The sequence below is a fragment of the Streptomyces rugosispiralis genome, from assembly GCF_024505145.1.
In the GTDB taxonomy this organism is placed as follows: domain Bacteria; phylum Actinomycetota; class Actinomycetes; order Streptomycetales; family Streptomycetaceae; genus Streptomyces; species Streptomyces rugosispiralis.
Genome location: NZ_JANIAA010000018.1, coordinates 48,349 through 72,846 on the forward strand (window position 1 = coordinate 48,349; position 24,498 = coordinate 72,846).

25 protein-coding genes are annotated in these 24,498 nt (G+C 70.7%); 7 read left to right on the top strand and 18 right to left on the bottom strand.

Features of this window, described 5'->3' with window-relative positions; genetic code table 11:
- Positions 1–45: 45 nt before the first annotated feature.
- Positions 46–1,086, top strand: coding sequence for an LLM class flavin-dependent oxidoreductase (locus tag NP777_RS24940; RefSeq protein ID WP_256652426.1), 1,041 nt, complete (start codon positions 46–48; stop codon positions 1,084–1,086).
- A gap of 37 nt (positions 1,087–1,123) precedes the next feature.
- Here NP777_RS24940 and NP777_RS24945 read toward each other — a convergent pair whose 3' ends face one another.
- Entirely contained in the window at positions 1,124–1,516 is a 393-nt protein-coding gene (locus tag NP777_RS24945) for an SCO5389 family protein (protein WP_256652427.1), read from the bottom strand.
- 211 nt (positions 1,517–1,727) lie between these two features.
- Here NP777_RS24945 and nucS point away from each other — a divergent pair, with 211 nt between their 5' ends.
- On the top strand, positions 1,728–2,390 hold the full coding sequence (gene nucS, locus NP777_RS24950) for an endonuclease NucS (protein WP_037951157.1): 663 nt from the start codon (positions 1,728–1,730) through the stop codon (positions 2,388–2,390).
- 556 nt (positions 2,391–2,946) lie between these two features.
- Here nucS and NP777_RS24955 read toward each other — a convergent pair.
- The 4 genes from NP777_RS24955 to NP777_RS24970 form a co-directional block, all read right to left on the bottom strand.
- Positions 2,947–5,592, bottom strand: a complete 2,646-nt coding sequence (locus tag NP777_RS24955) for an ATP-binding protein (RefSeq protein ID WP_256652428.1) — start codon at positions 5,590–5,592, stop codon at positions 2,947–2,949.
- 210 nt (positions 5,593–5,802) lie between these two features.
- Entirely contained in the window at positions 5,803–6,126 is a 324-nt protein-coding gene (locus NP777_RS24960; protein WP_014054940.1) for an STAS domain-containing protein, read from the bottom strand.
- 155 nt (positions 6,127–6,281) lie between these two features.
- Entirely contained in the window at positions 6,282–7,130 is an 849-nt protein-coding gene (locus NP777_RS24965; RefSeq protein WP_256652429.1) for a 3-hydroxyacyl-CoA dehydrogenase family protein, read from the bottom strand.
- A gap of 82 nt (positions 7,131–7,212) precedes the next feature.
- Complete coding sequence (locus NP777_RS24970; protein WP_256652430.1) at positions 7,213–7,854, bottom strand: TetR/AcrR family transcriptional regulator; 642 nt, start codon at positions 7,852–7,854, stop codon at positions 7,213–7,215.
- Between the two features lie 80 nt (positions 7,855–7,934).
- Here NP777_RS24970 and NP777_RS24975 point away from each other — a divergent pair, with 80 nt between their 5' ends.
- From NP777_RS24975 to NP777_RS24985, 3 genes are all read left to right on the top strand, one after another.
- Complete coding sequence (locus tag NP777_RS24975; RefSeq protein WP_256652431.1) at positions 7,935–8,717, top strand: ABC transporter ATP-binding protein; 783 nt, start codon at positions 7,935–7,937, stop codon at positions 8,715–8,717.
- Between the two features lie 55 nt (positions 8,718–8,772).
- Positions 8,773–9,528, top strand: a complete 756-nt coding sequence (locus NP777_RS24980) for an ABC transporter permease (protein ID WP_256652432.1) — start codon at positions 8,773–8,775, stop codon at positions 9,526–9,528.
- Between the two features lie 67 nt (positions 9,529–9,595).
- Positions 9,596–10,168 carry a cob(I)yrinic acid a,c-diamide adenosyltransferase gene (locus NP777_RS24985; RefSeq protein ID WP_256652433.1) on the top strand — a complete coding sequence of 191 codons (573 nt, stop codon included), beginning with the start codon at positions 9,596–9,598 and terminating at the stop codon, positions 10,166–10,168.
- A 98-nt stretch (positions 10,169–10,266) separates the two neighbouring features.
- Here the strand turns inward: NP777_RS24985 and NP777_RS24990 are convergent, their stop codons facing one another.
- Complete coding sequence (locus NP777_RS24990; protein WP_256652434.1) at positions 10,267–10,818, bottom strand: hypothetical protein; 552 nt, start codon at positions 10,816–10,818, stop codon at positions 10,267–10,269.
- 172 nt (positions 10,819–10,990) lie between these two features.
- On the opposite strand from NP777_RS24990, the gene NP777_RS24995 reads away from it, so the two are divergent.
- Together NP777_RS24995 and NP777_RS25000 are read left to right on the top strand one after the other, a co-directional pair.
- Positions 10,991–12,205, top strand: a complete 1,215-nt coding sequence (locus tag NP777_RS24995; protein WP_256652435.1) for a sensor histidine kinase — start codon at positions 10,991–10,993, stop codon at positions 12,203–12,205.
- A gap of 22 nt (positions 12,206–12,227) precedes the next feature.
- On the top strand, positions 12,228–12,917 hold the full coding sequence (locus NP777_RS25000; RefSeq protein WP_256652436.1) for a response regulator: 690 nt from the start codon (positions 12,228–12,230) through the stop codon (positions 12,915–12,917).
- Between the two features lie 77 nt (positions 12,918–12,994).
- Here the strand turns inward: NP777_RS25000 and NP777_RS25005 are convergent, their stop codons facing one another.
- The 12 genes from NP777_RS25005 to NP777_RS25060 all read right to left on the bottom strand — a co-directional run bounded on the left by NP777_RS25005 (position 12,995) and on the right by NP777_RS25060 (position 24,418).
- Positions 12,995–13,444: a DUF2550 domain-containing protein gene (locus tag NP777_RS25005; protein ID WP_256652437.1), complete on the bottom strand. Its 450-nt coding sequence runs from the start codon at positions 13,442–13,444 to the stop codon at positions 12,995–12,997.
- Between the two features lie 120 nt (positions 13,445–13,564).
- A complete protein-coding gene (locus NP777_RS25010) occupies positions 13,565–13,942 on the bottom strand; it encodes a F0F1 ATP synthase subunit epsilon (protein WP_256652438.1) in 378 nt (125 codons plus the stop codon).
- 111 nt (positions 13,943–14,053) lie between these two features.
- A complete protein-coding gene (atpD, locus tag NP777_RS25015) occupies positions 14,054–15,499 on the bottom strand; it encodes a F0F1 ATP synthase subunit beta (RefSeq protein ID WP_256652439.1) in 1,446 nt (481 codons plus the stop codon).
- Between the two features lie 4 nt (positions 15,500–15,503).
- Complete coding sequence (locus NP777_RS25020) at positions 15,504–16,418, bottom strand: F0F1 ATP synthase subunit gamma (protein WP_256652440.1); 915 nt, start codon at positions 16,416–16,418, stop codon at positions 15,504–15,506.
- 2 nt (positions 16,419–16,420) lie between these two features.
- Positions 16,421–17,992: a F0F1 ATP synthase subunit alpha gene (atpA, locus tag NP777_RS25025; protein ID WP_256652441.1), complete on the bottom strand. Its 1,572-nt coding sequence runs from the start codon at positions 17,990–17,992 to the stop codon at positions 16,421–16,423.
- Positions 17,993–18,081: 89 nt separating this feature from the next.
- Positions 18,082–18,897: a F0F1 ATP synthase subunit delta gene (locus tag NP777_RS25030; RefSeq protein ID WP_256652442.1), complete on the bottom strand. Its 816-nt coding sequence runs from the start codon at positions 18,895–18,897 to the stop codon at positions 18,082–18,084.
- On the bottom strand, positions 18,894–19,457 hold the full coding sequence (locus tag NP777_RS25035) for a F0F1 ATP synthase subunit B (protein WP_256652443.1): 564 nt from the start codon (positions 19,455–19,457) through the stop codon (positions 18,894–18,896). Before NP777_RS25035 ends, NP777_RS25030 begins: the two co-directional genes overlap by 4 nt.
- Positions 19,458–19,495: 38 nt before the next feature.
- Positions 19,496–19,738: an ATP synthase F0 subunit C gene (gene atpE, locus NP777_RS25040; RefSeq protein WP_037951036.1), complete on the bottom strand. Its 243-nt coding sequence runs from the start codon at positions 19,736–19,738 to the stop codon at positions 19,496–19,498.
- 77 nt (positions 19,739–19,815) lie between these two features.
- Positions 19,816–20,625 (bottom strand): F0F1 ATP synthase subunit A, encoded by an 810-nt coding sequence (gene atpB, locus NP777_RS25045; protein ID WP_256652444.1) that lies wholly within the window; start codon positions 20,623–20,625, stop codon positions 19,816–19,818.
- 264 nt (positions 20,626–20,889) lie between these two features.
- Positions 20,890–21,345 carry a hypothetical protein gene (locus tag NP777_RS25050; RefSeq protein WP_086880583.1) on the bottom strand — a complete coding sequence of 152 codons (456 nt, stop codon included), beginning with the start codon at positions 21,343–21,345 and terminating at the stop codon, positions 20,890–20,892.
- A 301-nt stretch (positions 21,346–21,646) separates the two neighbouring features.
- Positions 21,647–23,065 carry an MraY family glycosyltransferase gene (locus NP777_RS25055; RefSeq protein WP_256652529.1) on the bottom strand — a complete coding sequence of 473 codons (1,419 nt, stop codon included), beginning with the start codon at positions 23,063–23,065 and terminating at the stop codon, positions 21,647–21,649.
- A 63-nt stretch (positions 23,066–23,128) separates the two neighbouring features.
- On the bottom strand, positions 23,129–24,418 hold the full coding sequence (locus NP777_RS25060) for a serine hydroxymethyltransferase (protein WP_256652445.1): 1,290 nt from the start codon (positions 24,416–24,418) through the stop codon (positions 23,129–23,131).
- Between the last annotated feature and the right edge of the window lie 80 nt (positions 24,419–24,498).

Consider the following 24,498-nt stretch of genomic DNA (forward strand, 5'->3'; position numbering starts at 1 on the left):
ATGCCCGCGCCGGCACATCAGCCGCGACAAGGAGGCACTTTCACCATGGATGTGGGGGCTTTCATCCTGGCCGCTCAATTCCCAGGCCAGGGACAGGAGGAGGCGCTGCACCGGGCGGTGCGGTCGACCGAGCTCTCCGAGGAGACCGGGCTGGACGCGGTCTGGGTCGCCGAGCACCACTTCGTTCCGTATGGCGTCTGCCCGTCCGCGGTCACCCTCGCCGCCCTGCTGCTGGGACGTACCCGCCGGATCGGCGTCGGTACGGCGGTGAGCGTACTGCCGACCGCGCATCCCGTCGCACTGGGTGAGCAGGCGGCACTGCTCCATCTCCTCTCCGGTGGCCGGTTCACGCTGGGTGTCGGCCGTGGCGGGCCCTGGGTGGACCTCGAGGTCTTCGGGTCGGGCCTGCGGGCGTACGAGCAGGGCTTCCCCGAATCGCTCGATCTGCTGCTGCGCTGGCTGCGCGAGCCCCGGGTGGGGGCCGACGGCGAGCGGTTCGCCTTCCGCGAGGTGGCGGTGGTGCCGCGCCCCGACGACGCCCTCGCCGGGCCGGTGGTGGGCACCCCGCCGGTGGTCGTCGCCTGCACCTCGCCCGCCACTGTGCGGCTGGCCGCCGAGCGCGGGCTGCCCATGCTGCTCGGAATGCACTGCGGGGACGAGGAGAAGGCCGAGGTGGTCGCCCTGTGGCGGAAGTCCGCGCTGGCGGCGGGCCGTTCACCGGAGCATGTCGAGGCGGTGGCGGCGCGGCATGTCTCGGCCGGGGTGGTGCAGATCGCGGACACCCGCACCGCGGCGGCCGAGATCCTGACCAAGGCGATGCCCGGCTGGCTGCGGCAGGGTCTCGAGGCGCATGTGACGGTCGACGGCCGGGAGCGCCGGATGCGCGACCCGGTGGCCTATGCGGAGCTGCTGTGCGAGCTGCATCCGGTGGGCTCGCCGCGGCTGTGCGCCGACCGGCTGGCGGCGACCGCGGAGCGCACCGGGATCCACCGGTTCGCGCTGCTGGTCGAGGGGTCGGGCGATCTCTCGGCCACGGAGGAGAACGTACGACGGCTCGGTGGTGAGGTGCTGCCGCTCCTGCGCTGATACACCTCCCCCTGGTGGAGCGGCAGCGTACGTCCCGTCAGCAGTCGCGGAGTTGGGGTGACTGGTTGAGCAGCTGCCCCCGGACCGAGGTGAAGCGGGCGAGGCGCTCGTCGGCCGATGCGTCCATCGGGAAGACCGCCACCCGGTGACAGTTCTGGAAGGCCAGCCGCACCCCGAAGTGGCGCTGCAGCGCGCCGCGTATCGCGTCACTGGCGAGTGCGCGGAGCAGTTGACCGCGTGCCTGCTCGTCGGGCGGCGGCGTCTGGTTGTCGGCAAACTCCCCGCCGTCCACCTTCAGCTGGGCCACCAGCGAGCTGATCATCTCCCATGCGTACGGTAGGGAGTTCCGGACGCAGTCGACGAAGGCCGCTTCGTCGACCTCGCCTCGCTCGGCCTGTTCGAGCAGGGCCGGTGAGACGTCGAGCGACATGGGTTCTCCTCTCGCGACCCCACGTGCGGGGTCTCAGGGATGGGAAGGGCGGACGGCGACGCAGCGTACCCGTCCGACGACCGCCCGCTTCAACGGTAATTCGGCCACTGCGCCCGCACCAGGAGAATGGGCACACAACCAGCCATCGCCGAAGGGGTCCATCGACGGACGAATCGCGTGCGGCGGTGGTGGTCGAGTAGCGTTGCCGACCATGCGTCTCGTCATCGCCCGGTGCTCGGTGGACTACGCCGGCCGCCTCACCGCCCACCTCCCCTCGGCACCCCGTCTGATCCTCGTCAAGGCCGACGGCAGTGTGTCCATCCACGCGGACGACAGGGCCTATAAACCCCTCAACTGGATGTCTCCGCCGTGCACTCTGAAGGAAGGCGACGACGATGTGTGGACGGTCGTGAACAAAGCGGGCGAGAAGCTCATCATCACCATGGAGGAGGTCCTCCATGACTCCTCGCACGAACTCGGCGTCGACCCCGGCCTGATCAAGGACGGTGTCGAGGCCCATCTGCAGGAGCTGCTCGCCGATCGTATCGAGACACTGGGTGATGGCTGGACGCTTATTCGGCGTGAATACCCCACCGCCATCGGTCCGGTCGACATTCTCTGCCGCGACGCGGACGGGGCGACGGTCGCCGTGGAGATCAAACGGCGTGGTGAGATCGACGGTGTCGAGCAGCTCACCCGCTATCTCGAACTCCTCAACCGGGACCCGCACCTCGCCCCGGTGAAGGGCGTCTTCGCCGCCCAGGAGATCAAGCCCCAGGCCCGCGTCCTCGCCACGGACCGGGGCATCGGCTGCGCGGTGCTGGACTACGACGCGCTCCGGGGCATCGAGGACGACAAGCTCCGGCTCTTCTGACGCGGGGCCCGCTCCGACGTGGGAGGCCTGGGCCGTGCGGCCCCGGCCTCCTTCCGTCGTACGGGCTCGCGTCCGGCGGACGACGCGGCGGGTCGGACGGCGTTGCTTTCCCCTCCCCGCCCCTTCCCGCTACCAGGGGCTCCGCCCCTGGACCCCGGACTCTGGCACGGAACCCCGCCTTCCAGCTCCTCCGGCGATTGAGAAGCAGGCCCTGGGACGGAAGCCCCACCCTCCAGCCCCTCCAGGGGCACCTCCCAGCGGTAGCTGGGGAAGCGTGAGAAGCAGGACCTGGGGGCAGAGCCCCGCCTTCCAGCCCCTCCGGCGATTGAGAAGCAGGACCTGGGGCAGACCCCCGCCTTCCAGCCCCTCCGGCGATTGAGGAGCGGGGGCTGGGGCTGAGCCCCAGTTTCGGGAAGGGGCGGGGAGGGGAACAGCCCGCCGCAGGCGTCCGGCCCCCCCTGAGCCGATCACATCACGCCACGGGCGCGGGGCGCCCCCTGGCGCGATCCGGCGCCCCCGGCGGGCGCTCCCGCCCCGGCACCGCCTTCCCGGGCCGCTACGCGACCGGGGTGGCCGTACCCGACGCCGTGTGGGTCGTGGGGGCGCTCGCGGTGGTGGAGGTGTCCCCGGTGGGGGTCGTGGTCGGGGACGACGTGGTGGGCGTCGGCTTGGTGGGCTCGCCGGTCGGCGTCGTCGGCCTGCCGGTCGGCGGCTTGGTTGTCGGCCCCGGGTCGGAGGTCGTGGGGTGCGAGGACGGCGGCGAGGGCGGCTGCTCGGTGTCCGAGGGCGAGCCGCTGGTGGACGACGGGCCACTGGTCGCCGTGGAGCCGCTGGGCGAGCCGCTGCCGCTCGGCGCGGTCGGGGACGTGGACGTCTTCGGCACCCCGCTGAGGCCCGGCTGGGGGGCCTGGCCGGTGCCGCTCGTGGGCTCGTCGGCGGTCAGCCCCTTGTCGTCGTCCCGCTGACTGGCCGAACGGTCCGGCTTGACCTTGTCGGCCGGGCTGTCGGAGTCGTCGCCCGAGGTGCCGCCCAGGCCCAGGGTCACCACGGTGCCGAGCACGGCCACCAGCAGCACGCCCGCTGCCGCCGCGACCACATTGCGCCGGGCACCGTGCGTCACCAGCCGCCGCAGAGCGCCCGGCTTGCCGCCCGAGGGCCCGGCGGGGGCGGAGGCGGCGGTGCGGGCCGTGGGGGTGGCGGGGGCCGCCACGGAGGTCCGGGAGGCGGACGGGACCACCGCCGTCACCGCCGTCGTCGCCGCCGTGCCGCCCATGGCGGCCATCGGCGTCGTGGTCGCCACCTTCGGGGTGACGATCGTGGTCTCGGTGTCGTCCGGCACTCCACTCGCCGCCGGGGGCGCCGCGTCGTCCTTACGGTTCCCACCGCTCGTCCCGAACGCCCCGGCCATCGCCGATCCCGGCGAGCGGTCGGCGACCAGCGCCAGCGCGCGGCGGCCCGCGACCGTGCCCCGCTTGTCCGCGAGGACGCCCCGCAGCCCGATGGACGCCTCCAACTCGGCGCGGGCCCGGTCCAGATGGCCCGTGCACAGCGCGAGGACGCCCAGCTCATGGTGGAAGTACGCCTCGTCCGCGACCTGTCCGGCCAGCCGCGCGGCCTCCTGGCCGTGCCGCACCGCGCGCTCCCAGGCGCCCCAGTGCAGCGCCGCGGCGAGGGCGGGCGCGGCGGCGCGGGCCAGGAGCACGGCGGCGTCGGCGTGGCCCGCCTCGCGGCTGCCGATGAGCGCGGCCATGGCCGCGAGGATCGCGTCGGCCTCGGCGGCGACGCGCTCGGGGGCCACCGAGGGGTGGCCGGCCCACCAGGCGTAGTGCTGGGCGACGGTGTGGGCGCGCCCGGCGTCCTCGTCGGCGTAGCCCTCCTCCGCCAGCTGGGCGGTGACGCGCGCCGCCAGCCGGTAGTGCGATCCGGCCGGGGTGACGAGACCGCAGCCGAGCAGCTCGCCGAGGGCGGTGTCCGCGTGGGTGTCCCCGGACAGCGCGGGCAGATGGGCCTGGTGCGGGCATTCGCCGCCGAGCGCGACCGCGAACCGCAGCGCGTCCCGGGCCGCCTCGCCCACCCCGGCGGCGAGCAGCGCGGCGGGGGACGCCGCCTCGGCGATCGAGGGCAGCGGGATGTCGGCGTCCGGGGCGGATGCGCCGTCGCGCCGGGCGTCCCGCTGCCGCAGCAGCGCGCCCGCCTGGACGAAGCGCAGCGGCAGCCCCTCGGACTCGAACCACAGGTCCGCCGCCCAGCTCGCCTCGTCCTCCGCCAGGGGCCGTCGTACGGCCCGCTCGAGCAGCTCGAGTCCGGCCGTACGGCTGAGCCCGGAGAGGAAGACCTCCTCCAGGTGGGAGTCGGGGGACGGCGCCGGGACATCGGGGGTGGCGGAGATCAGGAACGCGCATTCGGGGGTCGCGTCGAGGAACTCGTCCAGCGCGGCGCCGCCGAACTCGATGTCGTCCAGGACGACGACCGCGCCGATCTCCTGGACCGACTCCAGCAGCTCCGCGCGGTCCGGCCGGTACAGCGGGGCGCTGAGGACGGCGGCGTAGAGGTCGTGGAGGAGGTCGGTGGGGGTGCGGTGGTAGCCGGAGAGGCGTACGACACCGTCGGGCGCCAGCCGCTCGCAGTCGGCCGCGACGGCCTCCAGCAGGGTGCTGCGCCCGGCGCCGGAGGGCCCGGTGACCCGCACCGAGCGGCCGCGGGCGAGCAGCCGGGCCAGCCGCTCCCGCTCCTCGTCGCGCTCCAGCACCGGCAGCTCGGGCAGGACGGTGCCGGACGGGCGGGGCGCGGCGGCCGCGCGGCGCAGCTCGGCCCGCTCGTCGGGGCCGTGGCGCTCGGGCCGGGCGGGGCGCTCACCGGGCGGACAGGGTTCTATCTCGCTGCCGTCGACGGGGTTGACCGTGAGCAGATGGTCACCGGCGACGATGCGCGCGATGCGGGCCGGGGACGCGGAGGAGGGAGAGGAGGAGGAAGAGGACGCGGAAGAGGCGGAGGAGGGCGGGGAGGCGGGCCCGCCGGGCACCGGGGCGCCCGGCGGGGGCGTCGGTGCGTCCCCCGGCGGCCCCGGCGGCGCGGGCGGCGCGGGCGGGCGCGGCGACGAGCCGTCGCCCGCGCCGTCCGCCGCACGCGACGCACCGGAAGCCGCACCCGGCGCGGCCTCGTCGTGGCCGTGCTCCTGCGATCCGCGGTTCTTCGGGTCCAATGTCCTTGCCCCCCAGATGCGTGGCGTGCTCCAAGGCTCCCCGGCCTGCCTTCGCTTCTGGTCCGGTGCCGCCGTAGGGAATGTGTCCGGTGCTCACCGAACCCCGGGCCGTACGGACGGCCTGGACCTGCTCACAGTATCCACCGCGCCGGAGGGCGCCCACGCCACCCCGGGTAACCCACCGGCCCCCGGGCGGGCGGTCCCCGCCGCTCAGACCCGCGGCAGGGACTCCGCCTCCAGTCCGCCTTCGATCGCGAGGATGCGGTGCAGCCGGGTGGCCACCAGCAGCCGCTGCATCTGGGGCGGCACCCCGCGCAGCACCAGCCGTCTGCCCACCCGGCCCGCGCGGCGGTGCGCGCCCATGATCACCCCGAGCCCGGTGGCGTCCCAGGAGTCCAGTTCGGTCAGGTCGAGGACGAGATCCCCGCCGCCCGCGTCGACGGCGGTGTGCAGGGCCGTACGGGCGTCCGCCGCGCTCCGGACGTCCAGTCGGCCCCCGACGACCAGCTCGGCGTGGTCGCCCCTGATGTGCATATGCGCTCCCCAATACGGTGCGTCGTGTCGTCAATGCGCCATTTCTGTCTACAGAACTGACTGCCCCTCACACGAGGAAGTTGCCGTCTGTAAGCGAACCGATACCGAATTCACCCAGGAGGGTGAGTTCCGGGCCTGGCGCCGCACCAAGGCCCTCAGTAGCGGTAGAAGCCCTCGCCGCTCTTCCGGCCGATGTCCCCCGCATCGACCATCCGGCGCATGATCTCCGGCGGTGCGAACTTCTCGTCCTGCGACTCCGTGTAGATGTTGTCGGTGGCGTGCAGCAGGATGTCCACGCCGGTCAGGTCGGCCGTCGCGAGGGGTCCCATCGCATGGCCGAAGCCCAGCTTGCAGGCGGTGTCGATGTCCTCGGCCGTGGCGACCCCGGACTCGTACAGCTTCGCCGCTTCCACCACGAGGGCGGAGATCAGACGGGTGGTGACGAAACCCGCGACATCGCGGTTGACGACGATACAGGTCTTGCCGACGCCCTCCGCGAACTCCCGCGCGGCGGCCAGGGTTTCATCGCTCGTCTTGTGACCGCGCACCAGCTCGCACAGCCGCATCATCGGCACCGGCGAGAAGAAGTGGGTGCCGACGACCCGCTCGGGGCGCCGGGTGGCCGCGGCGATCTTGGTGATCGGGATGGCCGAGGTGTTCGAGGCCAGGATCGTGTCGTCCTTGACCAGTTCATCGAGGGTGCGGAAGATCTCCCGCTTGACCTCGATCTTCTCGAAGACCGCCTCCACCACGACATCCGCGTCGGCGGCGGCGTCCAGGTCGGTCGTGGTGGTGATCCGGCCCAGCGCCCGCTCGGCCTCCTCCGCCTCCAGCTTGCCCTTGGAGACGAACTTGTCGTACGAGGCCCGGATGGTGTCCGTGCCGCGCCGCAGCGCCTCGTCGGTCACATCGCGCAGCACCACGTCCCAGCCGGCCTGGGCCGAGACCTGCGCGATACCGGACCCCATGAGTCCGGCTCCGATGACCGCGAGCTTCTTGGCCACGACACACACCCTTTCGTCGACATTCGGTGTGCGTGGACCTTAACGCCCGTTCACCCCTTCGGGCAGCCCCTAGTAATGCGCGTCACGGTGTGTTCTTCACCGCATAGTTGAGCACCGCGTCGCTGAGAAGGGACTCCATGACGTCGACCTTACGGAGGGCGTCCTCGGCGACGGCGTCCACGCCGCCGCCCTCCGCGAGACCGCGGAGGATGCAGCGCTGAACCGCGTTCTGGAGCCCGACCAGTTGGTGGGCGACGAACTCGGGTGTCGGGTCCTGGGGCGCGGCGGCCGCCTCCGCACGCAGGGTGACGCCGAGGTGGTTGACCGTCTTCCCCGCGATGGTGAAGAGCCTGGCCATCAGCGTCGGCGAGTCCGTCATGACCTGCCGGAACCGCTCGTAGCCCTCGCTCAGCCCGACATAGGCGTGCCGCTCCCGGATGTCCTGGCGCAGCTGTTCAATGATCGCCCGCGCCGCCGACTGGCCGACCGCTCGGTCCCGTACCAGCCGGGAGGGACGGTCGATGACCTCGTCCTCGCGGTCGACGAAGAGGTCCTCCTTGGTCGGGAAGTAGTTGTAGACCGTGTTCACGGAGACCTCGGCCGCCTCGGCGATCTCCGCGATCGTGACCGCCTCGAAGCCGCGCGCCATGAACAGCCCGGTCGCGACGTCCGAGATGTGCTGCTTGGTCTGTCGCTTCTTCCGCTCCCTGAGTCCTTCCGCCATGGCCTCATCCTAGCTTCGCTGGGGACCCTTGATTTTTGGGGTGATTGCAAAAATGGTGCGTCTCTGTTTTTCTGGGTTCCATGGCAGTCATCACGACGAACGGCCTCACCCACACCTTCCGGACCAAGCGCGGCCCCGTGGCCGCCGTGCGCGGGATCGACCTGACCGTCGAGCGCGGTGAGATCCTCGGCTTCCTCGGACCCAACGGAGCGGGCAAGACCACCACCCTGCGCATGCTCACCACGCTGCTCCCGCCCACCGGCGGCAGCGCCACCGTCGCCGGGCACGACCTCGCCCGCGATCCGGCCGGGGTCCGCCGGCGGATCGGCTATGTGGCCCAGTCCGGCGGGGTCGATCCGACCGTCTCCGTACGGGAGGAACTGGTCACCCAGGGGCGGCTCTACCGGATGGGCAAGGCCGAGGCCGCCGCCCGCGCCGGGGAGCTGGCCCGGGACCTGGGCCTGGCCGAGCTGCTGGACCGCCCCTGCGCCGCGCTCTCCGGCGGCCAGCGGCGGCGGCTGGACATCGCCCTCGGCCTGGTCCACCGGCCCGAGATCCTCTTCCTGGACGAGCCCACCACCGGGCTCGACCCCGGCAGCCGCGCCGACCTGTGGCAGTCGATCCGGCGGCTGCGCGCCGAGCACGGCATGACGGTCTTCCTGACCACCCACTACCTGGACGAGGCGGAGGCGCTGTCCGACCGGCTGGTCATCGTCGACCAGGGCCTGGTGGCCGCCGAGGGGACGGCGGAGCGGCTCAAGGCCGAGCACGGCGGCGCACCGGACGCCACCCTCCAGGACGCCTTCATCGCCATCACCGGGCGCGGCACCACCCCGCGGAACCCCGCCCCGCTCGCCGTCTGACCAGGACACCGACCGCAGGCCCCGGATCCACCCCAAGCAGAGGACCAAGGCCCCCATGCCTCATCTCGTCGCCGACACGGCCCTGATATTCGGCCGCTACGCCCGCCAGACGCTGCGCTCCAAACCCGCCCTGATCTTCGGGATGGTCCAGCCGCTGCTCTTCCTCGTCTTCTTCGGCCCGCTGCTCACCGATCTGCCGCTCGGCGGCCGGGCCAGTTCCTGGCAGACCATCGTCCCCGGCATCCTCGTCCAACTCGGCTTGTTCAGCGCCTCGTTCACCGGGATCGGGCTGATCCTCGAGCGCCGTACGGGCGTCGTCGAGCGGATGCGGGTGACCCCGGTCAGCCGGCTGGCGCTGCTCATGGGCCGGGTGCTCAAGGACGTCGTCCAGTTGCTGTGGCAGTCCCTGGTGCTGGTGGGCGTCGCCGTGGCGCTCGGGCTGCGCGCCCCGGTGCTGGGCGTGGCGATCGGCTTCGTCTTCGTCGGCGCGCTGACCATCTCGCTCGCCTCGCTCTCCTACGCGCTGGCGATGCGGGTGTCCTCGCCGCAGGGGTTCGCGCCGGTCATCAACTCCATCACCATGCCCGCGATACTGCTGTCCGGGATCCTGCTGCCGATGTCGCTCGGGCCCCGCTGGCTCGACATCGCCTCGCACTTCGTGCCGTTCCGCTATCTCGTGGACGGGGTGCGGGCCGCCTTCGCCGGGGAGTACGGGGACGGGAAGATCGCGCTGGCCGCGCTGGTCGCCACCGCGCTCGGGGTCGTGGCCGTCACCCTCGGGGCGCGGCTCTTCCGGCAGGCCGGGGCCTAGGGGTCCTTGCCCTATGCCCGCCCGGGTCGCGCGCTCATAGTGCAAGGACCCCTTTAGGCTCGGAGTCATGGTCAATCTCACCCGCATCTATACGCGTACCGGCGACACGGGCTCCACCGCCCTCGGCGACATGAGCCGCACCGCCAAGACCGATTCGCGGATCGGCGCGTACGCCGACGCCAACGAGGCGAACGCCGCGATCGGGGTGGCCATCGCACTGGGCCAACTGCCCGCCGAGATCGTCAAGGTGCTGGTCCGCGTTCAGAACGACCTGTTCGACGTGGGCGCGGACCTGTGCACACCGGTGGTGGAGGACCCCGCCCATCCGCCGCTGCGCGTGGCGCAGAGCTATATCGACAAGCTGGAGGCGGACTGCGACCGCTTCCTGGAGGGGCTGGAGAAGCTGCGCAGCTTCATCCTCCCGGGCGGCGCCCCGGGCGCGGCGCTGCTGCACCAGGCGTGCACGGTGGTGCGCCGTGCCGAGCGCTCCACCTGGGCGGCGCTCGCCGAGCACGGGGACTCGATGAACGCGCTCACCGCCACCTATCTCAACCGGCTCTCGGATCTGCTGTTCATCCTGGCCCGCTCGGCCAACAAGGAGGTCGGCGACGTCCTGTGGGTCCCGGGCGAGAACCGCTGAAAAACCACCGGCCCCGCCGGCCCGGTCGCGCGTGGCAGCGCGGCGCCGGGGCCGACGGGGCGGGGGCGGGGCCCTGCGTCGTCTGCCCGATACGGGGGTTAGCGAGCAGACGACGCGGAGCGCTCCCGCTTCGGAAAGAGCGTGTAGCTGAGCGCGATGGCCACGTTGATACCGATCAGGAACAGCATCTTCAGCTGCCAGTCGCGCAGCGAGCCGATCTCACCGTCGTCGCCGACGTACCAGATCGCGCCCTGGAGCAGTGCGATGGCGATGACCGCGGCGAGCACCCAGCGGCCCGCGGTCTTCCACTCGTGCAGCGTCTTCCCCGCGCCGTACTTCGCGGGCTTGACCGGCGGCGGCCCGCCGAAGAAGCGGTGCGCCACCCGGGCGTCGACCCATTTGATGGTCGAGTGGCCGAGCGCGGCCGAGTAGCCGATGTAGACCGCGGCGAGGCCGTGCTTCCAGTCCGGTTCGGCGCCGTTCCGCAAGTCGATCACGGTCGTCACGAACAGCACCAGCTCGAGCACCGGCTCGCACAGCAGCACCACGGTGCTCGCCTTCGGCATCTTCGCCACGTAGCGCAGCAGAAGGCCGAGGGCCAGCAGCACCCAGAAGCCGACCTCACAGGCGATGATCAGCGCGACAACCACGATGTTTCCTCTCTCGCTCTGCCCTTGGTCCCCACCCTCCCCCGGTGAGCGGTGCGCTCGCGTCGTCGTCGGCGATGAATCCCGACTGCATCCTTCGATGTACACCGCCGGGCGGCGGGCCCGGCCCAAAGGGGGAGGCTCACGCGGCGCGCCACATGGTGTGATGGGTGCCATGCCGTCCCGTCCCCACCTCCCACGCCCGCACCAGCACGACGTCCTGATCGGCCTCGGCGGACTGCTCGGCGGGCTCCTGATGTGGGCGCTGGAGCTGCACAACAACCCGTCGTTCTTCCATGTCCCCCGGTTCCTGGGGCTGATCGCGCTGGGCGTGATCTCGGCGGCCGAGCTGCTGCGGCGCTCCAAGCCCCTCGTCGCCCTGGGCGTGGGGACCGCGGCGCTCTCCCTCGACATAATCAGCGGCGGGCTGGCCGTGACGGTGCTGATGTACACCGATCTGGTCTACGCGGCCGTCATGTATTCCGGCGCCGCCGCCGCCCAGCGCATCCCCCGGCTCTGCTGGCTCGCCACGGGCCTGGCGACCGTGGTGCCGCTGGCCGTCCTCAACGACGTCCGGGCGCTGCTGGCCGGAGCATTCGTCGGACTCATCGTCGTCGTCCCGGCGTGGACCGGGACGGTGGTCCGCAACCACCGCGAAGAGGCCCAGGCCGCCCGTCTGGAGGCCGAACGCATCGCCCTGCTGGCCGAGTTGGACCGGCGGGAGGCGGTCGCCTCCGAGCGCTCCCGGATGGCGCGCGAACTCCACGACATGGTGGCGAACCACCTCTCCGCCATCGCCATCCACTCCAGTGCCGCGCTCTCCCTGAAGGACCCCGCCGCGACCGACGAGGCGCTCGGCGTCATCCGGGAGAACAGCGTCCGCGGCCTGACCGAGATGCGCCGGCTGATCGGGCTGTTGCGGGACCCCGGGGAGACCTCGGAACCGGCCGCCACCTCCACCCTCGACGCGCTCGACACCCTGCTGGAGCAGGCCCGTGCCAACGGCCGCCCCAGCGGCCAGGACATCGTCCTGGCCGACGAGCGGCCGGCCGGCGCCGCCCCGCTGCCCGCCCCGGTCGAACTCGCCGCGTACCGCATCGTCCAGGAGTCGCTCACCAACGCCCTCAAGCACGCCGCACCGGGCCGGGTGGACATCACGCTGGCGCATCACGCGGACGGCCCGCTCGAGGTCCGCGTCATCAGCCCCTACGGCGACCGCGACGGTCCCCGGGCGCCCGGCTCCGGCACCGGGCTGATCGGGATGCGCGAGCGGGTGAACCTGCTCGGCGGCACTCTCGACGCCGGCCCGGTCACCGGGCCCGGGGGCACGGTGTGGCGGGTGCGGGCCGCGCTGCCGCTGGGCGACGAGAACGCCCAGACTGTGCCATGACCCTTCGACGACAGGAGCCGCCGTGACCCCGCCCGCCCCGCCCACCGGTACCGCGTCCAAGCCGATCCGGGTGCTGGTCGCCGAGGACCAGGGCTCGGTCCGCTCCGGGCTGGTGCTGATCCTGCGGTCCGCCCCCGATGTGGAGGTGGTCGGCGAGGCGGTGGACGGCCTCCAGGCGGTGGAGATGTCCCGGGCGCTGCGCCCCGACGTGGTGCTGATGGACGTCCAGATGCCCCGGCTCGACGGGGTGTCGGCCACCCGCCAGGTGGTCGCCGAGCAACTGGCGGACGTGCTGGTGCTGACCACCTTCGACCTGGACGAGTACGTCTTCGGGGCGCTGCGCGCGGGCGCCTCCGGGTTTCTGCTCAAGGACAGCGAGGCGGCCGACCTGATCGAGGCGGTCCGTACGGTCGGGCGCGGCGAGGGCATGATCGCCACCGCGGTCACCCGCCGTCTGATCGCGGAGTTCGCCCGGCCCCAGGCCGTCCCCTCCCCCACCGCACCCGGCCCCGAGGTGCTCGCCACGCTCACCCCGCGGGAGCGGGAGGTGCTGGCCTGTCTGGGGCAGGGGCTGTCCAACGCGCAGATCGCGGAGCGGCTCACCATGGCGGAGGCGACGGTGAAGACCCACGTCAGCCGGTTGCTGAACAAGCTGGAGCTGCGCAGCCGGGTGCAGGCCGCGGTGCTGGCCCAGGAACTGGGCGTGCGCTGAGCGCTCCGCCGGAAGTGTCGCGATGCGTCGGCGGCCGACTGCGGCGCCGTCGTGGCTGGTCGCGCGGATGAGGTGCGTCAGGCCACGTTGACGCGCTGGCCGGGGGGCGCGGCCTCCAGCCAGGCCAGAAAGCCGGTCAGGGCGTCGTCGCTCATCGCCAGTTCCAGCCGGGTGCCGCCGTGCCGGCAGGCGAGCACCACCGCGTCGGAGAGCAGCGCCAGCTCCTCCTCGCCCTTGGGGGTGCGCCGCTCCAGCACCTCGATCGAGGCGCGCTCCAGGATCCGCCGGGGCCTGGGCGCGTAGGAGAAGACCCGGAACCACTCGACGCGGTCTCCGTTGTAGCGGGCGACGCCGTACACCCAGCCCTTGCCGCTGGGCTCGGATTCGCTTGACGGTGGATCCCAGCGCAGTGAACAGTCGAAGGTTCCGCCGGACCGCTGGATCAGCCGCCGCCGGAGTCCGAAGACGAAGAGTCCCACCGCCACCAGCGCGACGACCACGCCGCCCACAAGCAGAGCGAGGACCATCTTCACCGACCTCCTCGCGTCATCCGGAAAAACCGCACCTGCATCGCCTCAGCCGCGGACCGCTGAAGGGGAGCTCCAGCGAGGTCCGCGGCTGAGGTTTTCCGACCGTACGTGACAGGCTCAGTGCGCTCCCGCCACCGCGCGCAGCCGGACGTCGGCGCGCCGCTCGGCGGCGGCGTCCGCCTCCGACTTGGCACGCTCCAGCGCCCGCTCCGCGCGCTTCACATCGATTTCGTCGGACAGCTCCGCGACCTCGGCCAGCAGTGAGAGCTTGTCGTCCGCGAAGGAGATGAATCCACCGTGCACCGCGGTCACGACCGTTCCGCCGTCGACCGAACGGATGGTCACCGGGCCGGACTCCAGCACACCGAGCAGCGGCTGGTGGCCGGGCATGACGCCGATGTCACCCGATGTGGTGCGCGCGATGACCAAGGTGGCCGCACCGGACCAGACACTACGGTCCGCCGCGACCAGCTCGACGTGCAGCTCAGCAGCCAACGTGGCTCCTCGGGTCTCTCCCTGCCGGGTCGGGCAGGGCTTTCGTCAAAGAATAACGGGCGTACGGAGAGGGGCGGGACCGGGCCCACCCCTCTCGCGGAGCAACCGGGCTCAGGAGACGCCCAGCTCCTTGGCCTTGGCCTTCAGGTCATCCAGGCCACCGCACATGAAGAACGCCTGCTCGGGGAAGTGGTCGAACTCACCGTCGGCGATCGCGTTGAACGCGGCGATGGACTCGTCCAGCGGCACGTCCGATCCGTCGAGACCGGTGAACTGCTTCGCCGCGTGGGTGTTCTGCGACAGGAAGCGCTCGATACGACGGGCGCGGAAGACGGTGAGCTTGTCCTCCTCGCCGAGCTCGTCGATGCCCAGGATGTTGATGATGTCCTGGAGGTCCTTGTACTTCTGCAGGATCGACTTCACGCGCGAGGCGCAGTCGTAGTGGTCCTGCGAGATGTAGCGCGGGTCCAGGATCCGGGACGTCGAGTCCAGCGGGTCCACCGCCGGGTAGATGCCCTTCTCCGAGATCGGCCGGGAGAGCGTCGTCGTCGCGTCGAGGTGCGCGAAGACGTTCGCCGGGGCCGGGTCGGTCAGGTCGTCCGCGGGGACGTAGATCGCCTGCATCGAGGTGATCGAGTGGCCACGGGTCGAGGTGATGCGCTCCTGGAGAAGGCCCATCTCGTCGGCCAGGTTCGGCTGGTAGCCCACCGCGGAGGGCATCCGGCCGAGCAGGGTCGAGACCTCGGAACCGGCCTGGGTGAAGCGGAAGATGTTGTCGACGAAGAACAGCACGTCCTGCTTCTGCACATCGCGGAAGTACTCCGCCATGGTCAGACCGGCCAGGGCGACCCGCAGCCGGGTGCCCGGGGGCTCGTCCATCTGGCCGAAGACCAGCGCGGTCTGCGGGAGCACGCCGGACTCGGCCATCTCCTCGATCAGGTCGTTGCCCTCACGGGTGCGCTCGCCGACACCGGCGAACACGGAAACGCCCTCGTGCAGCTTGGCCACACGCATGATCATTTCCTGGATGAGGACGGTCTTGCCGACGCCCGCGCCGCCGAACAGGCCGATCTTGCCGCCCTTGACGTACGGGGTCAGCAGGTCGACGACCTTCAGACCGGTCTCGAACATCTCGGTCTTGGACTCGAGCTGGTCGAACGCCGGGGCCTTGCGGTGGATGGACCAGCGCTCGGTGACCTCGGACTCGGCCTCGGGCTCGTTGAGGATCTTGCCCAGGGTGTTGAACACCCGGCCCTTGGTGACATCGCCGACCGGCACCGTGATGCCGTCGCCGGTGTCGGTCACCGAGGCCTGGCGGACCAGACCGTCGGTGGGCTCCATGGAGATGGCGCGGACCAGGCCCTCGCCCAGGTGCTGGGCGACCTCGAGGGTCAGGGTCTTCTTCGCACCCTCCTGCGCCGGGTCGGCGACCTCGACGGTCAGCGCGTTGTAGATGTCCGGCATCGCGTCGACGGGGAACTCCACGTCGACGACCGGGCCGATGACCCGCGCGACGCGGCCGGCGGCCACAGCGGTTGGCTCAACAGTGGTGGTCATAGTGTCAGTCACTCCCCGCGGAGGCGTCGGCCAGAGCGCTCGCGCCACCGACGATCTCGCTGATTTCCTGGGTGATGTCGGCCTGGCGGGCCGCGTTGGCAAGCCGCGTGAGCGACTTGATGAGCTCTTCGGCGTTGTCGGTCGCCGACTTCATCGCCCGCCGGGTCGCCGCGTGCTTGGAGGCGGCGGCCTGGAGCAGGGCGTTGTAGATACGGGCCTCGACATACCGGGGCAGCAGGGCGTCCAGGACGTCCTCGGACGACGGCTCGAAGTCGTAGAGCGGGAGGATCTCGCCCTTCTTCTCCTGCTCCTCCGCCTTGTCCGCGAGGCTGAGCGGCAGCAGCCGGTCCTGGACCGGGGTCTGCGTCAGCATCGAGACGAACTCGGTGAAGACGATGTGCAACTCGTCCACGCCGCCCTCGGCCGTGGCCTTGAGGACGGCCTCGATCAGCGGGCCCGCGATCTTCTTGGCGTCCGCGTAGGTGGGGCTGTCGGTGAAGCCACCCCACGACTCCGTGACCTTGCGCTCACGGAAGGAGTAGTACGCCACGCCCTTGCGGCCGACGATGTAGGAGTCGACCTCCTTGCCCTCACGGGTGAGCCGCTCGGTGAGCTCCTCGGCCGCCTTGATCACGTTGGAGGAGTAGCCGCCCGCCAGACCCCGGTCGCTCGTGATGAGCAGCACCGCGGCGCGGGTCGGGTTCTCGCTCTCCGTGGTCAGCGCGTGCTGGGTGGTGGAGCCCTTGGCGACCGCGCCCACCGCTCGGGTGAGCTCGGTGGCGTACGGAGTCGACGCGGCCACGCGACGCTGCGCCTTGACGACGCGCGAGGCGGCGATCATCTCCATCGCCTTGGTGATCTTCTTGGTCGCGGAGACGGACTTGATCCGCCTCTTGTAGACCTTGGCCTGGGCACCCATACTCAGCCCTCGCCCAGCAGCTTGCCGTCCGAGGTCTCGAACTGCTTCTTGAAGCTGTCGACGGCCTCGCCCAGCGCAGCGATCGTGTCGTCGGACATCTTGCCGCCCTCGACGATGCTGGTCAGCAGCCCCTTGTGCTCACGGTGCAGGTAGTCCAGCAGCTCACGCTCGAAGCGGCGGACGTCCTCGACCGGCACGTCGTCCATCTTGCCGTTGGTGCCGGACCAGATGGAGACGATCTCGTCCTCGGTGGAGTACGGGGCGTACTGGCCCTGCTTCAGCAGCTCGACCATGCGCGCACCGCGCTCCAGCGACGCCTTCGAGGCCGCGTCCAGGTCGGAACCGAAGGCGGCGAACGCCTCCAGCTCACGGTACTGGGCGAGGTCCACCCGGAGCCGGCCGGAGACCTGGCGCATCGCCCTGTGCTGCGCGGAACCACCGACTCGGGAGACCGAGATACCGACGTTGAGGGCCGGCCGCTGGTTGGCGTTGAACAGGTCCGACTCCAGGAAGCACTGGCCGTCGGTGATGGAGATGACGTTGGTCGGAATGAACGCCGACACGTCGTTGGCCTTGGTCTCGACGATCGGCAGACCGGTCATCGAACCGGAGCCCATGTCGTCGGAGAGCTTGGCGCAGCGCTCCAGCAGCCGGGAGTGCAGGTAGAAGACGTCACCCGGGTAGGCCTCACGGCCCGGCGGGCGGCGCAGCAGCAGGGACACCGCGCGGTAGGCGTCGGCCTGCTTGGACAGGTCGTCGAAGACGATCAGGACGTGCTTGCCCTGGTACATCCAGTGCTGGCCGATGGCCGAGCCGGTGTAGGGCGCCAGGTACTTGAAGCCCGCCGGGTCGGACGCCGGGGCGGCGACGATCGTCGTGTACTCCAGGGCGCCGGCCTCCTCCAGCGCGCCGCGCACGGACGCGATGGTGGAGCCCTTCTGGCCGATGGCGACGTAGATGCAGCGGACCTGCTTCTTCGGGTCACCGGAGCGCCAGTTGTCGCGCTGGTTGATGATCGTGTCGACGCACAGCGCGGTCTTGCCGGTCTGCCGGTCGCCGATGATCAGCTGACGCTGGCCACGGCCGATCGGGGTCATCGCGTCGACGGCCTTGTAGCCGGTCTCCATCGGCTCGTGCACCGACTTGCGCTGCATGACCGTGGGGGCCTGCAGCTCGAGGGCGCGGCGGCCGTCGGTCTCGATCTCGCCGAGGCCGTCGATCGGGGCACCCAGCGGGTCGACCACGCGGCCGAGGTAGCCCTCGCCGACGGCGACCGAGAGGACCTCGCCGGTGCGGTGCACCTGCTGACCCTCCTCGATGCCACTGAACTCACCGAGGACGACCGCACCGATCTCGCGCTCCTCGAGGTTGAGGGCGAGGCCGAGGGTGCCGTCTTCGAACTTCAGCAGTTCGTTCGCCATGGTCGAGGGGAGACCCTCGACCTTCGCGATGCCGTCGCCGGCAACGCTGACCGTCCCGACCTCCTCGCGCGAGGCCGCGTCCGGCTTGTACGCCTGGACAAAGTTCTCCAGTGCGTCCCGGATCTCCTCCGGCCGGATCGTGAGCTCCGCCATCTGGGTTCCCTGCTCTCCTTGTTGGGCCCGAAGTGTTTGACTACGGCCCAACTCGGGCCGCTTACATGCTTGTTGAGTTGGTGGCTGTGTCAGCCGGCCATCCGCCGGGTCGCCTCTTCGAGGCGGTCCGCGATGGTCCCGTTGATGACCTCGTCGCCGATGCGCACCGAGATCCCGCCGAGGACCTCGGGGTCCACGTCCAGGTTCAGGTGCATCTTCCGTCCGTACAGCTTCCCCAGTGCGTCACCGAGCCGCTGCTTCTGCCGGTCGCTGAGCGGCACCGCGGAGGTGACGACCGCGACCGTACGGTCCCGGCGCTCGGCTGCCAGCTTGGACAGCTCGTCGAGACCCGCCTCCAGGCTACGACCCCGCGGGTGGGTCACCAGACGGATCACCAGCCGCTCGGTCCGCTGGTCGGCACGGCCGCCGAGCAACTCGCCGACCAGCCCGGACTTGGCGGAGACGCTCGCGCGCCGGTCGGTGAGCGCGCCGCGCAGCTCGGACGAGGAGGAGACGATCCGGCCGAACCGGAACAGCTCGTCCTCCACGTCGTCGAGGGTGCCGGCCCGCTCGGCCGCGACCAGGTCGGCGGCGCTGGCCAGCTCCTCGAGCGAGTCCACCAAGTCGCGCGAGCGCGACCAGCGGGCCCGGACCAGGCCGGAGACCAGGTCGATGGTCTCGCCGCCGACCTGTCCGCCCAGCACCCGCGCGGCAAGCGTGGCCTTGGCCTCGCCGGGCTGCGCCGGGTCGGTGAGGACCCGGCGCAGCGAGACCTCGCGGTCGAGCAGCGCGGTGACGGCGGCCAGCTCATCGGCGAGCTTCGTCGCGTCGACGGCCGTGTTGTCCGTCAGGGCGTCGAAGCGCTCGCGCGCGGCTGCCAGTGCCTCCCGGCTCGCTCCGTTCATCGGCCGGCCTCGGCCTTCGAGCCATCGGTCGCCTTCGCCTCGAGCTCGTCGAGGAACCGGTCGATGGTGCGGCTCTGCCGGGCCACGTCCTCGAGCGACTCACCGACGATCCGGCCGGCCAGGTCGGTGGCGAGCCTGCCCACATCCTGGCGCAGGGCCTGAGCGGCCTGCTTCCGATCGGCCTCGATCTGCGAGTGACCGGCGGCGATGATCTCCTCACGCTGCCGCTGACCCTCCGCGCGCATCTCGGCGATGAGCGCGGCGCCCTGCTCCTGTGCCTCCTGGCGCAGTCGCGCGGCCTCGTGACGGGCGTCGGCGAGCTGGGCTCGGTAGTCCTCGAGGACCTGCTGGGCTTCGGCCTGAGTGGCCTCGGCCTTCTCCATGCCGCCCTCGATCGCCTCGCGGCGCTCCTCCAGAACCCGGTTGATGTTCGGGAGGAGCTTCTTGGCGAGGAAGATGAAGACGATGGCAAAGGCGATCAGGCCGATGACCAGCTCCGGGATCGGCGGGATGAGGGGGTTCTCACTCTCCTCAGCCGCCACCTGTACCAGGGCGTTCACATCAGTGCCTTCCGTCTGTCGTGGTTAAAGCGGTCCGTTCAGGACTTGAAAAGGAAGCCCATGACGATACCGATCAGCGCGAGCGCCTCACAGAAGGCGAAGCCCATGATCTGGTTGGCGCGGATCAGGCCGGCTGCCTCGGGCTGACGGGCCAGGGCCTGGGTGCCGTTACCGAAGATGATGCCGACGCCGACGCCGGGGCCGATGGCGGCGAGACCGTAACCGATCGAACCGAGGTTGCCGGTGATGCCGTCGGCGGCGAGGGTCTGGAGAGCGGACATGCCGGTTCTTCCTTTGCGTTTCATGGGCCGGTGGGGGTTGGCCACCGGACGTCTGATGGTCTGGGAGGCAGGTGTGCTCAGTGGTGCTCGGCGAGCGCGCCCTGAACGTAGTTGCAGGCCAAGAGCACGAAGACGTACGCCTGGACAGCCTGGATGAACAGCTCGAAGGCGGTCAGCAGAATCGTCATCACGAAGGACGCGCCCGCGTAGGCGATCCCGATGCCGTTCAGCAGGTACCAGGAGCCGATGGTGAACATCAGCAGCAGCAGGTGGCCGGCGAACATGTTGGCGAAGAGCCGGACCGCGTGGGTGAAGGGCCGGATGATCACGTTCGAGAAGAACTCGATCACGACGATCATCGGGAGGATCGCGCCGAGCTCCTTGTCGTAGCCGGTGATGTTCTTCCAGCCGCCGACGAAGCCGTGCTTCTTGAAGGTCAGGTACATCCAGAGGACGTAGACGATGGCGGCGAGACCGGCCGGGAAGGCGATGATCGACGTCACCGGGAACTGGGCGACCGGAATGATCGACCACAGGTTCATGATCCACACGAAGAAGAACAGCGAGACCATGAGGGGGACGTACTTCTCGCCCTCCTTCTTGCCGAGGGCCTCGTAGACCAGCCCGCGGCGCACGAAGTCATAACCGGCTTCGCCGACCATCTGCAGCTTGCCGGGGACCACCTTGGCCCGGCCGAACGCGGCCCAGAAGAACCAGACAATGGCGACGGTGCCCAGCAGCGCGAGCAGCATCGGCTTGTTGAAGTCGAATCCGCCCACCGAGAAGAGCGGCTCGAACTTGAACGAATGGAGTCCGGGTGCCGGGAAGCCGCACCCGTCGAAGATGTGGCAGTTCGTCTCGAAGGCGAGCGTCTGGTCAGAACTCACCGCGAGCTCCTTCAGCGTGGCGCATGGGTACGGCAACCTCGTTGTGTCGGCGCGGCACACGGCCACGGAACGGCACTGGACTGGTCTTACGAATGTGGGAGCGGCTGATCGGCACGTGGCCGAGTGGCATGTCGGGCATCAGCTGCATGGGCCACCGATTCCGTCCCGTGAATTCGGGGGGTTCGGCTACCTGCGCCCGCTGTGCCTCAGATGGCACCGGACGATAGCAGGTGAGCGCACATGCTCTTATCCCGGCCCTACTTCTCACGGCGTGGACCCGGCGGGAGCGGACTTCTTCGCTCCCCCGGGCTTGCGTTCGTCCTCGGCTTCCGGCTCCACATAGAGGATCTTGGCCTTCATGTGCGCACGGGTCTGAGCCCCGACCCACACCAGGGTCGCGGCGAGCAGGGCGAGGGCGAAAGCCTTGACGTTGAACAGCGTGGTGTCCTGGAACACCGCGAGCACGACCGCCACCAGCAGGAACTCGGCCATGAAGAGAACCATGCCCATGGCCTGGAACAGATGGGGCAGGTGCTTCGCCGTGCGCTCCAGCACGATCAGCCCGGAAGCCATCACCACCACGGCGACGAATGTGCCAAAGCCCGCGCCGATCGCTCCCTTGCCGCCTGCGAGCACAGAACCGACGGCGACGGCGACCACACCGGCGATGGCTGTGGGCACGGCGCAACTCAGGAGCGTTCTGGCGTCGTTGGACTGCATGAAGGGTTTCTCCGGCAAGAGTCGGAAGCAACGATTCGTCGTGGACGAGCGTATCCCCGGGAACAGAGAGGACCTCACGAGGAAGAGCCGTCGCCCTACGGCCCCTCGGGTCTAGCACCGGGTTTAGTGAACGGTATCACAAACTATTTGATGAGGTCTTTACCCACCGAGTGTGCTGCACGTCACACGGGAGAGTTATGAGGTGTGTACCGTGCTGACGCCGTCCTGTGATCTTCACCGCTCTCACCGCACCCTCTTCCGTGGGCGATGACTGGGGACATCGGGGCGATGACTGGGGAGATTACTGGGGTGTTCCGATGCGCCGGCGGTGGGCGAAGCGGGACCGGTCGCCGATCGCGGTGGCGCCGTTCACACCGTTCGCCCCGCCACTCGCCCCGTTGCTCGCGCCGCCGTTCATCCCGGAGCCCACCGGCTCGGGCTTGGCCGGCTCCGGCCCCGAGGTGGCGGCCCCGGCACCGGCCGTGGCCGGCACCGGCTCCGCGGCCGCCTCGGCGCTCCGCTCGGCCCCGGCGATCCGGTTGGCACGGCGGTAGCGCGGCGGAAAGAACCCCTCCGCCCAGCGCGGCACGCGCGGGGTGAACCGCGGCAGCAGCAACAGCACCAGACCGACCCCGCTCAGCGCCACGATCGCGAGCACGAACCACACACCGGCCGAGTTCACCGAGTACGCCACGGCGCCGAAGGCGATCAGCGCCGACCAGAAGTACATGATCAGGACGGCCCGGCTGTGCGAGTGGCCGATCTCCAGCAGCCGGTGGTGCAGATGGCCGCGGTCGGCGGCGAACGGCGACTGACCGCGCCAGGTGCGCCGGACGATCGCCAGCACCAGATCGGCGAAGGGCACCGCGATGACGGTCAGCGGCAGCAGCAGCGGGATGTAGACCGGGACGGTGGCGTGCACCGCGGCCTGCTCGGACCCCTCGAACAGCTTCATCGCGTCCGGGTCCACCTGGCCGGTGATGGAGATGGCGCCCGCCGCCAGCACCAGCCCGATCAGCATCGAGCCCGAGTCGCCCATGAAGATCCGGGCGGGGTGGGCGTTGTGCGGCAGGAAGCCCAGGCACATGCCCATGAGGATGGCGGCGAACAGGGTGGCGGGCGCGGCCGCCTCCAGGCCGTAGCCGTACCAGATGCGGTACGCGTACATGAAGAACGCGGCGGCGGCGATGCACACCATCCCGGACGCCAACCCATCGAGCCCGTCAACGAAGTTGACCGCGTTGATGGTGATGACGACCAGCGCGACGGTGAGCAGCGTGCCCTGCCAGGGCGTCAGCGAGACCGGTCCCACACCGGGCACCGGAAGCCACAGGATGGTCAGACCCTGGAGCACCATCACACCGGCGGCGATCATCTGGCCGCCCAGCTTGATCAGCGCGTCCACGCCCCACTTGTCGTCCAGCACCCCGAGCAGCCAGATCAGCCCGGCGCCGGACAGCAGCGCCCGTGGCTCGTTGGAGACCTCGAAGACGTCCTTGAGGTTGGTCAGGTGGGCGGCGACCAGCAGTCCCGCGCACAGCCCGCCGAACATGGCGATGCCGCCCAGCCGTGGCGTGGGCTCACGGTGCACATCACGGGCGCGGATCTCGGGCATCGCACCGGCCGCGATGGCGAATTTCCGCACCGGCCCGGTCAGCAGATAGGTGACCGCGGCCGTGATGCACAGAGTCAGCAGGTATTCACGCACAGGCTGCCCCAGAGGTATCGCTGGCCATCACAGCCCCACACCCTATGCGTGTCCGACGCCTCGCGGTGAACGTACTTACAGACGTCCTACACCTTCGGATGGTTGCATGATTCGGCCGTCGTCCGGATAGGGCGGAAATCTCCCGGCCAGTTCCGCCACCTTTTCCCGTACCACGCCCTCGTCCCGCAGAACGGTTCCCATGAGATTGGCGATGCGCTCCATTTCCGGCGCTCCCATTCCCTGGGTGGTCACCGCCGCGGTGCCAAGACGCAGCCCCTTGACGCACCCCCGGGGCTCGGTGGCGGACGCCAGCGCGCAGGTGTCCAGGACGATCCCGGCGGCCGCGCAACGGCCCTTCGCGGTGCGTCCGTCCAGGCCCAGCGGGGCCGGATCGGCGGTGATCATATGGGTGTCGGTGCCGCCCGTGGTGACCGCCAGACCCTCCCCGACCAGCGCGTCCGCCAGCACCCGGGCATTGGCCACCACCCGCCGCGCATAGGTGGTGAAGGCGGGCGCCGCGGCCTCGCCGAACGCCACCGCCTTGGCCGCGACGGTGTGCATCTGGGCCCCGCCCTGGGTGAACGGGAACACCGCCCGGTCCACCCGCTCGGCGAGCTCCGCACCGCACAGCAGCATCCCGCCGCGCGGCCCGCGCAACACCTTGTGTGTCGTTGCGCACACCACGTCCGCGTACGGCACCGGGGACGGCGCCGCCTTCCCCGCGACCAGACCGATCGAATGCGCGGCGTCGGCGATCAGATACGCGCCCACCTCGTCCGCGACGGCACGGAAGGCGGCGTAGTCCAGATGGCGGGGATAGGAGATCGACCCACAGACGATCGCCTTCGGGCGGTGGGCGTGGGCGAGCCCGCGCAGCTGCTCGTAGTCGATCAGCCCGGTCGCCGGATCGACGCCGTAGCCGATGAAGTCGAACCAGCGGCCGGAGAAATTGGCGGGCGAGCCATGGGTGAGATGGCCGCCGTGTCGCAGCGCCATCGCCAGCACCGTGTCCCCGGGCCGCAGCAGCGCGGCGTACGCGGCCAGCACCGCGGAGGACCCCGAATGCGGCTGCACATTGGCGTGCTCGGCGCCGAACAGCGCCTTCGCCCGGTCCTGGGCCACCCGCTCGGCGATGTCCACGATCTCGCAGCCGCCGTGGTGGCGGGCGCCGGGATAGCCCTCGGCGTACTTGTTGGCCAGCGGTGAGGCGAGCGCCGCCAGCACGGCCGGCGAGGCGTAGTTCTCGGCCGCGATCAGCTGGAGTCCACCGGAGACGCGGTCGATCTCGCTCAGGATGATTCCCGCCAGCTCCGGGTCCTGGCGGGCGAGGCCCCCGAAATCGGGGCCCCAGGGGGTGACGGCCATGGCGTGCTCACAGCCTTCGGAGGGGACGGCGGGTCGACACTCGGGGGGACACCCCCAATGTAGGCCCCGCGACGCCGCAC

What these genes read in the sequence shown, in the direction of transcription:
- NP777_RS24940 (WP_256652426.1), top strand. Translation starts at nt 46, where the DNA reads ATGGATGTGGGGGCTTTCATCCTGGCCGCTCAATTCCCAGGCCAGGGA.
- NP777_RS24945 (WP_256652427.1), bottom strand. Translation starts at nt 1,516, where the DNA reads ATGTCGCTCGACGTCTCACCGGCCCTGCTCGAACAGGCCGAGCGAGGC.
- nucS (WP_037951157.1), top strand. Translation starts at nt 1,728, where the DNA reads ATGCGTCTCGTCATCGCCCGGTGCTCGGTGGACTACGCCGGCCGCCTC.
- NP777_RS24960 (WP_014054940.1), bottom strand. Translation starts at nt 6,126, where the DNA reads ATGCACATCAGGGGCGACCACGCCGAGCTGGTCGTCGGGGGCCGACTG.
- NP777_RS24970 (WP_256652430.1), bottom strand. Translation starts at nt 7,854, where the DNA reads ATGGCGGAAGGACTCAGGGAGCGGAAGAAGCGACAGACCAAGCAGCAC.
- NP777_RS24975 (WP_256652431.1), top strand. Translation starts at nt 7,935, where the DNA reads ATGGCAGTCATCACGACGAACGGCCTCACCCACACCTTCCGGACCAAG.
- NP777_RS24980 (WP_256652432.1), top strand. Translation starts at nt 8,773, where the DNA reads ATGCCTCATCTCGTCGCCGACACGGCCCTGATATTCGGCCGCTACGCC.
- NP777_RS24985 (WP_256652433.1), top strand. Translation starts at nt 9,596, where the DNA reads ATGGTCAATCTCACCCGCATCTATACGCGTACCGGCGACACGGGCTCC.
- NP777_RS24995 (WP_256652435.1), top strand. Translation starts at nt 10,991, where the DNA reads ATGCCGTCCCGTCCCCACCTCCCACGCCCGCACCAGCACGACGTCCTG.
- NP777_RS25005 (WP_256652437.1), bottom strand. Translation starts at nt 13,444, where the DNA reads ATGGTCCTCGCTCTGCTTGTGGGCGGCGTGGTCGTCGCGCTGGTGGCG.
- atpD (WP_256652439.1), bottom strand. Translation starts at nt 15,499, where the DNA reads ATGACCACCACTGTTGAGCCAACCGCTGTGGCCGCCGGCCGCGTCGCG.
- NP777_RS25020 (WP_256652440.1), bottom strand. Translation starts at nt 16,418, where the DNA reads ATGGGTGCCCAGGCCAAGGTCTACAAGAGGCGGATCAAGTCCGTCTCC.
- atpA (WP_256652441.1), bottom strand. Translation starts at nt 17,992, where the DNA reads ATGGCGGAGCTCACGATCCGGCCGGAGGAGATCCGGGACGCACTGGAG.
- NP777_RS25030 (WP_256652442.1), bottom strand. Translation starts at nt 18,897, where the DNA reads ATGAACGGAGCGAGCCGGGAGGCACTGGCAGCCGCGCGCGAGCGCTTC.
- atpE (WP_037951036.1), bottom strand. Translation starts at nt 19,738, where the DNA reads ATGTCCGCTCTCCAGACCCTCGCCGCCGACGGCATCACCGGCAACCTC.
- NP777_RS25050 (WP_086880583.1), bottom strand. Translation starts at nt 21,345, where the DNA reads ATGCAGTCCAACGACGCCAGAACGCTCCTGAGTTGCGCCGTGCCCACA.
- NP777_RS25060 (WP_256652445.1), bottom strand. Translation starts at nt 24,418, where the DNA reads ATGGCCGTCACCCCCTGGGGCCCCGATTTCGGGGGCCTCGCCCGCCAG.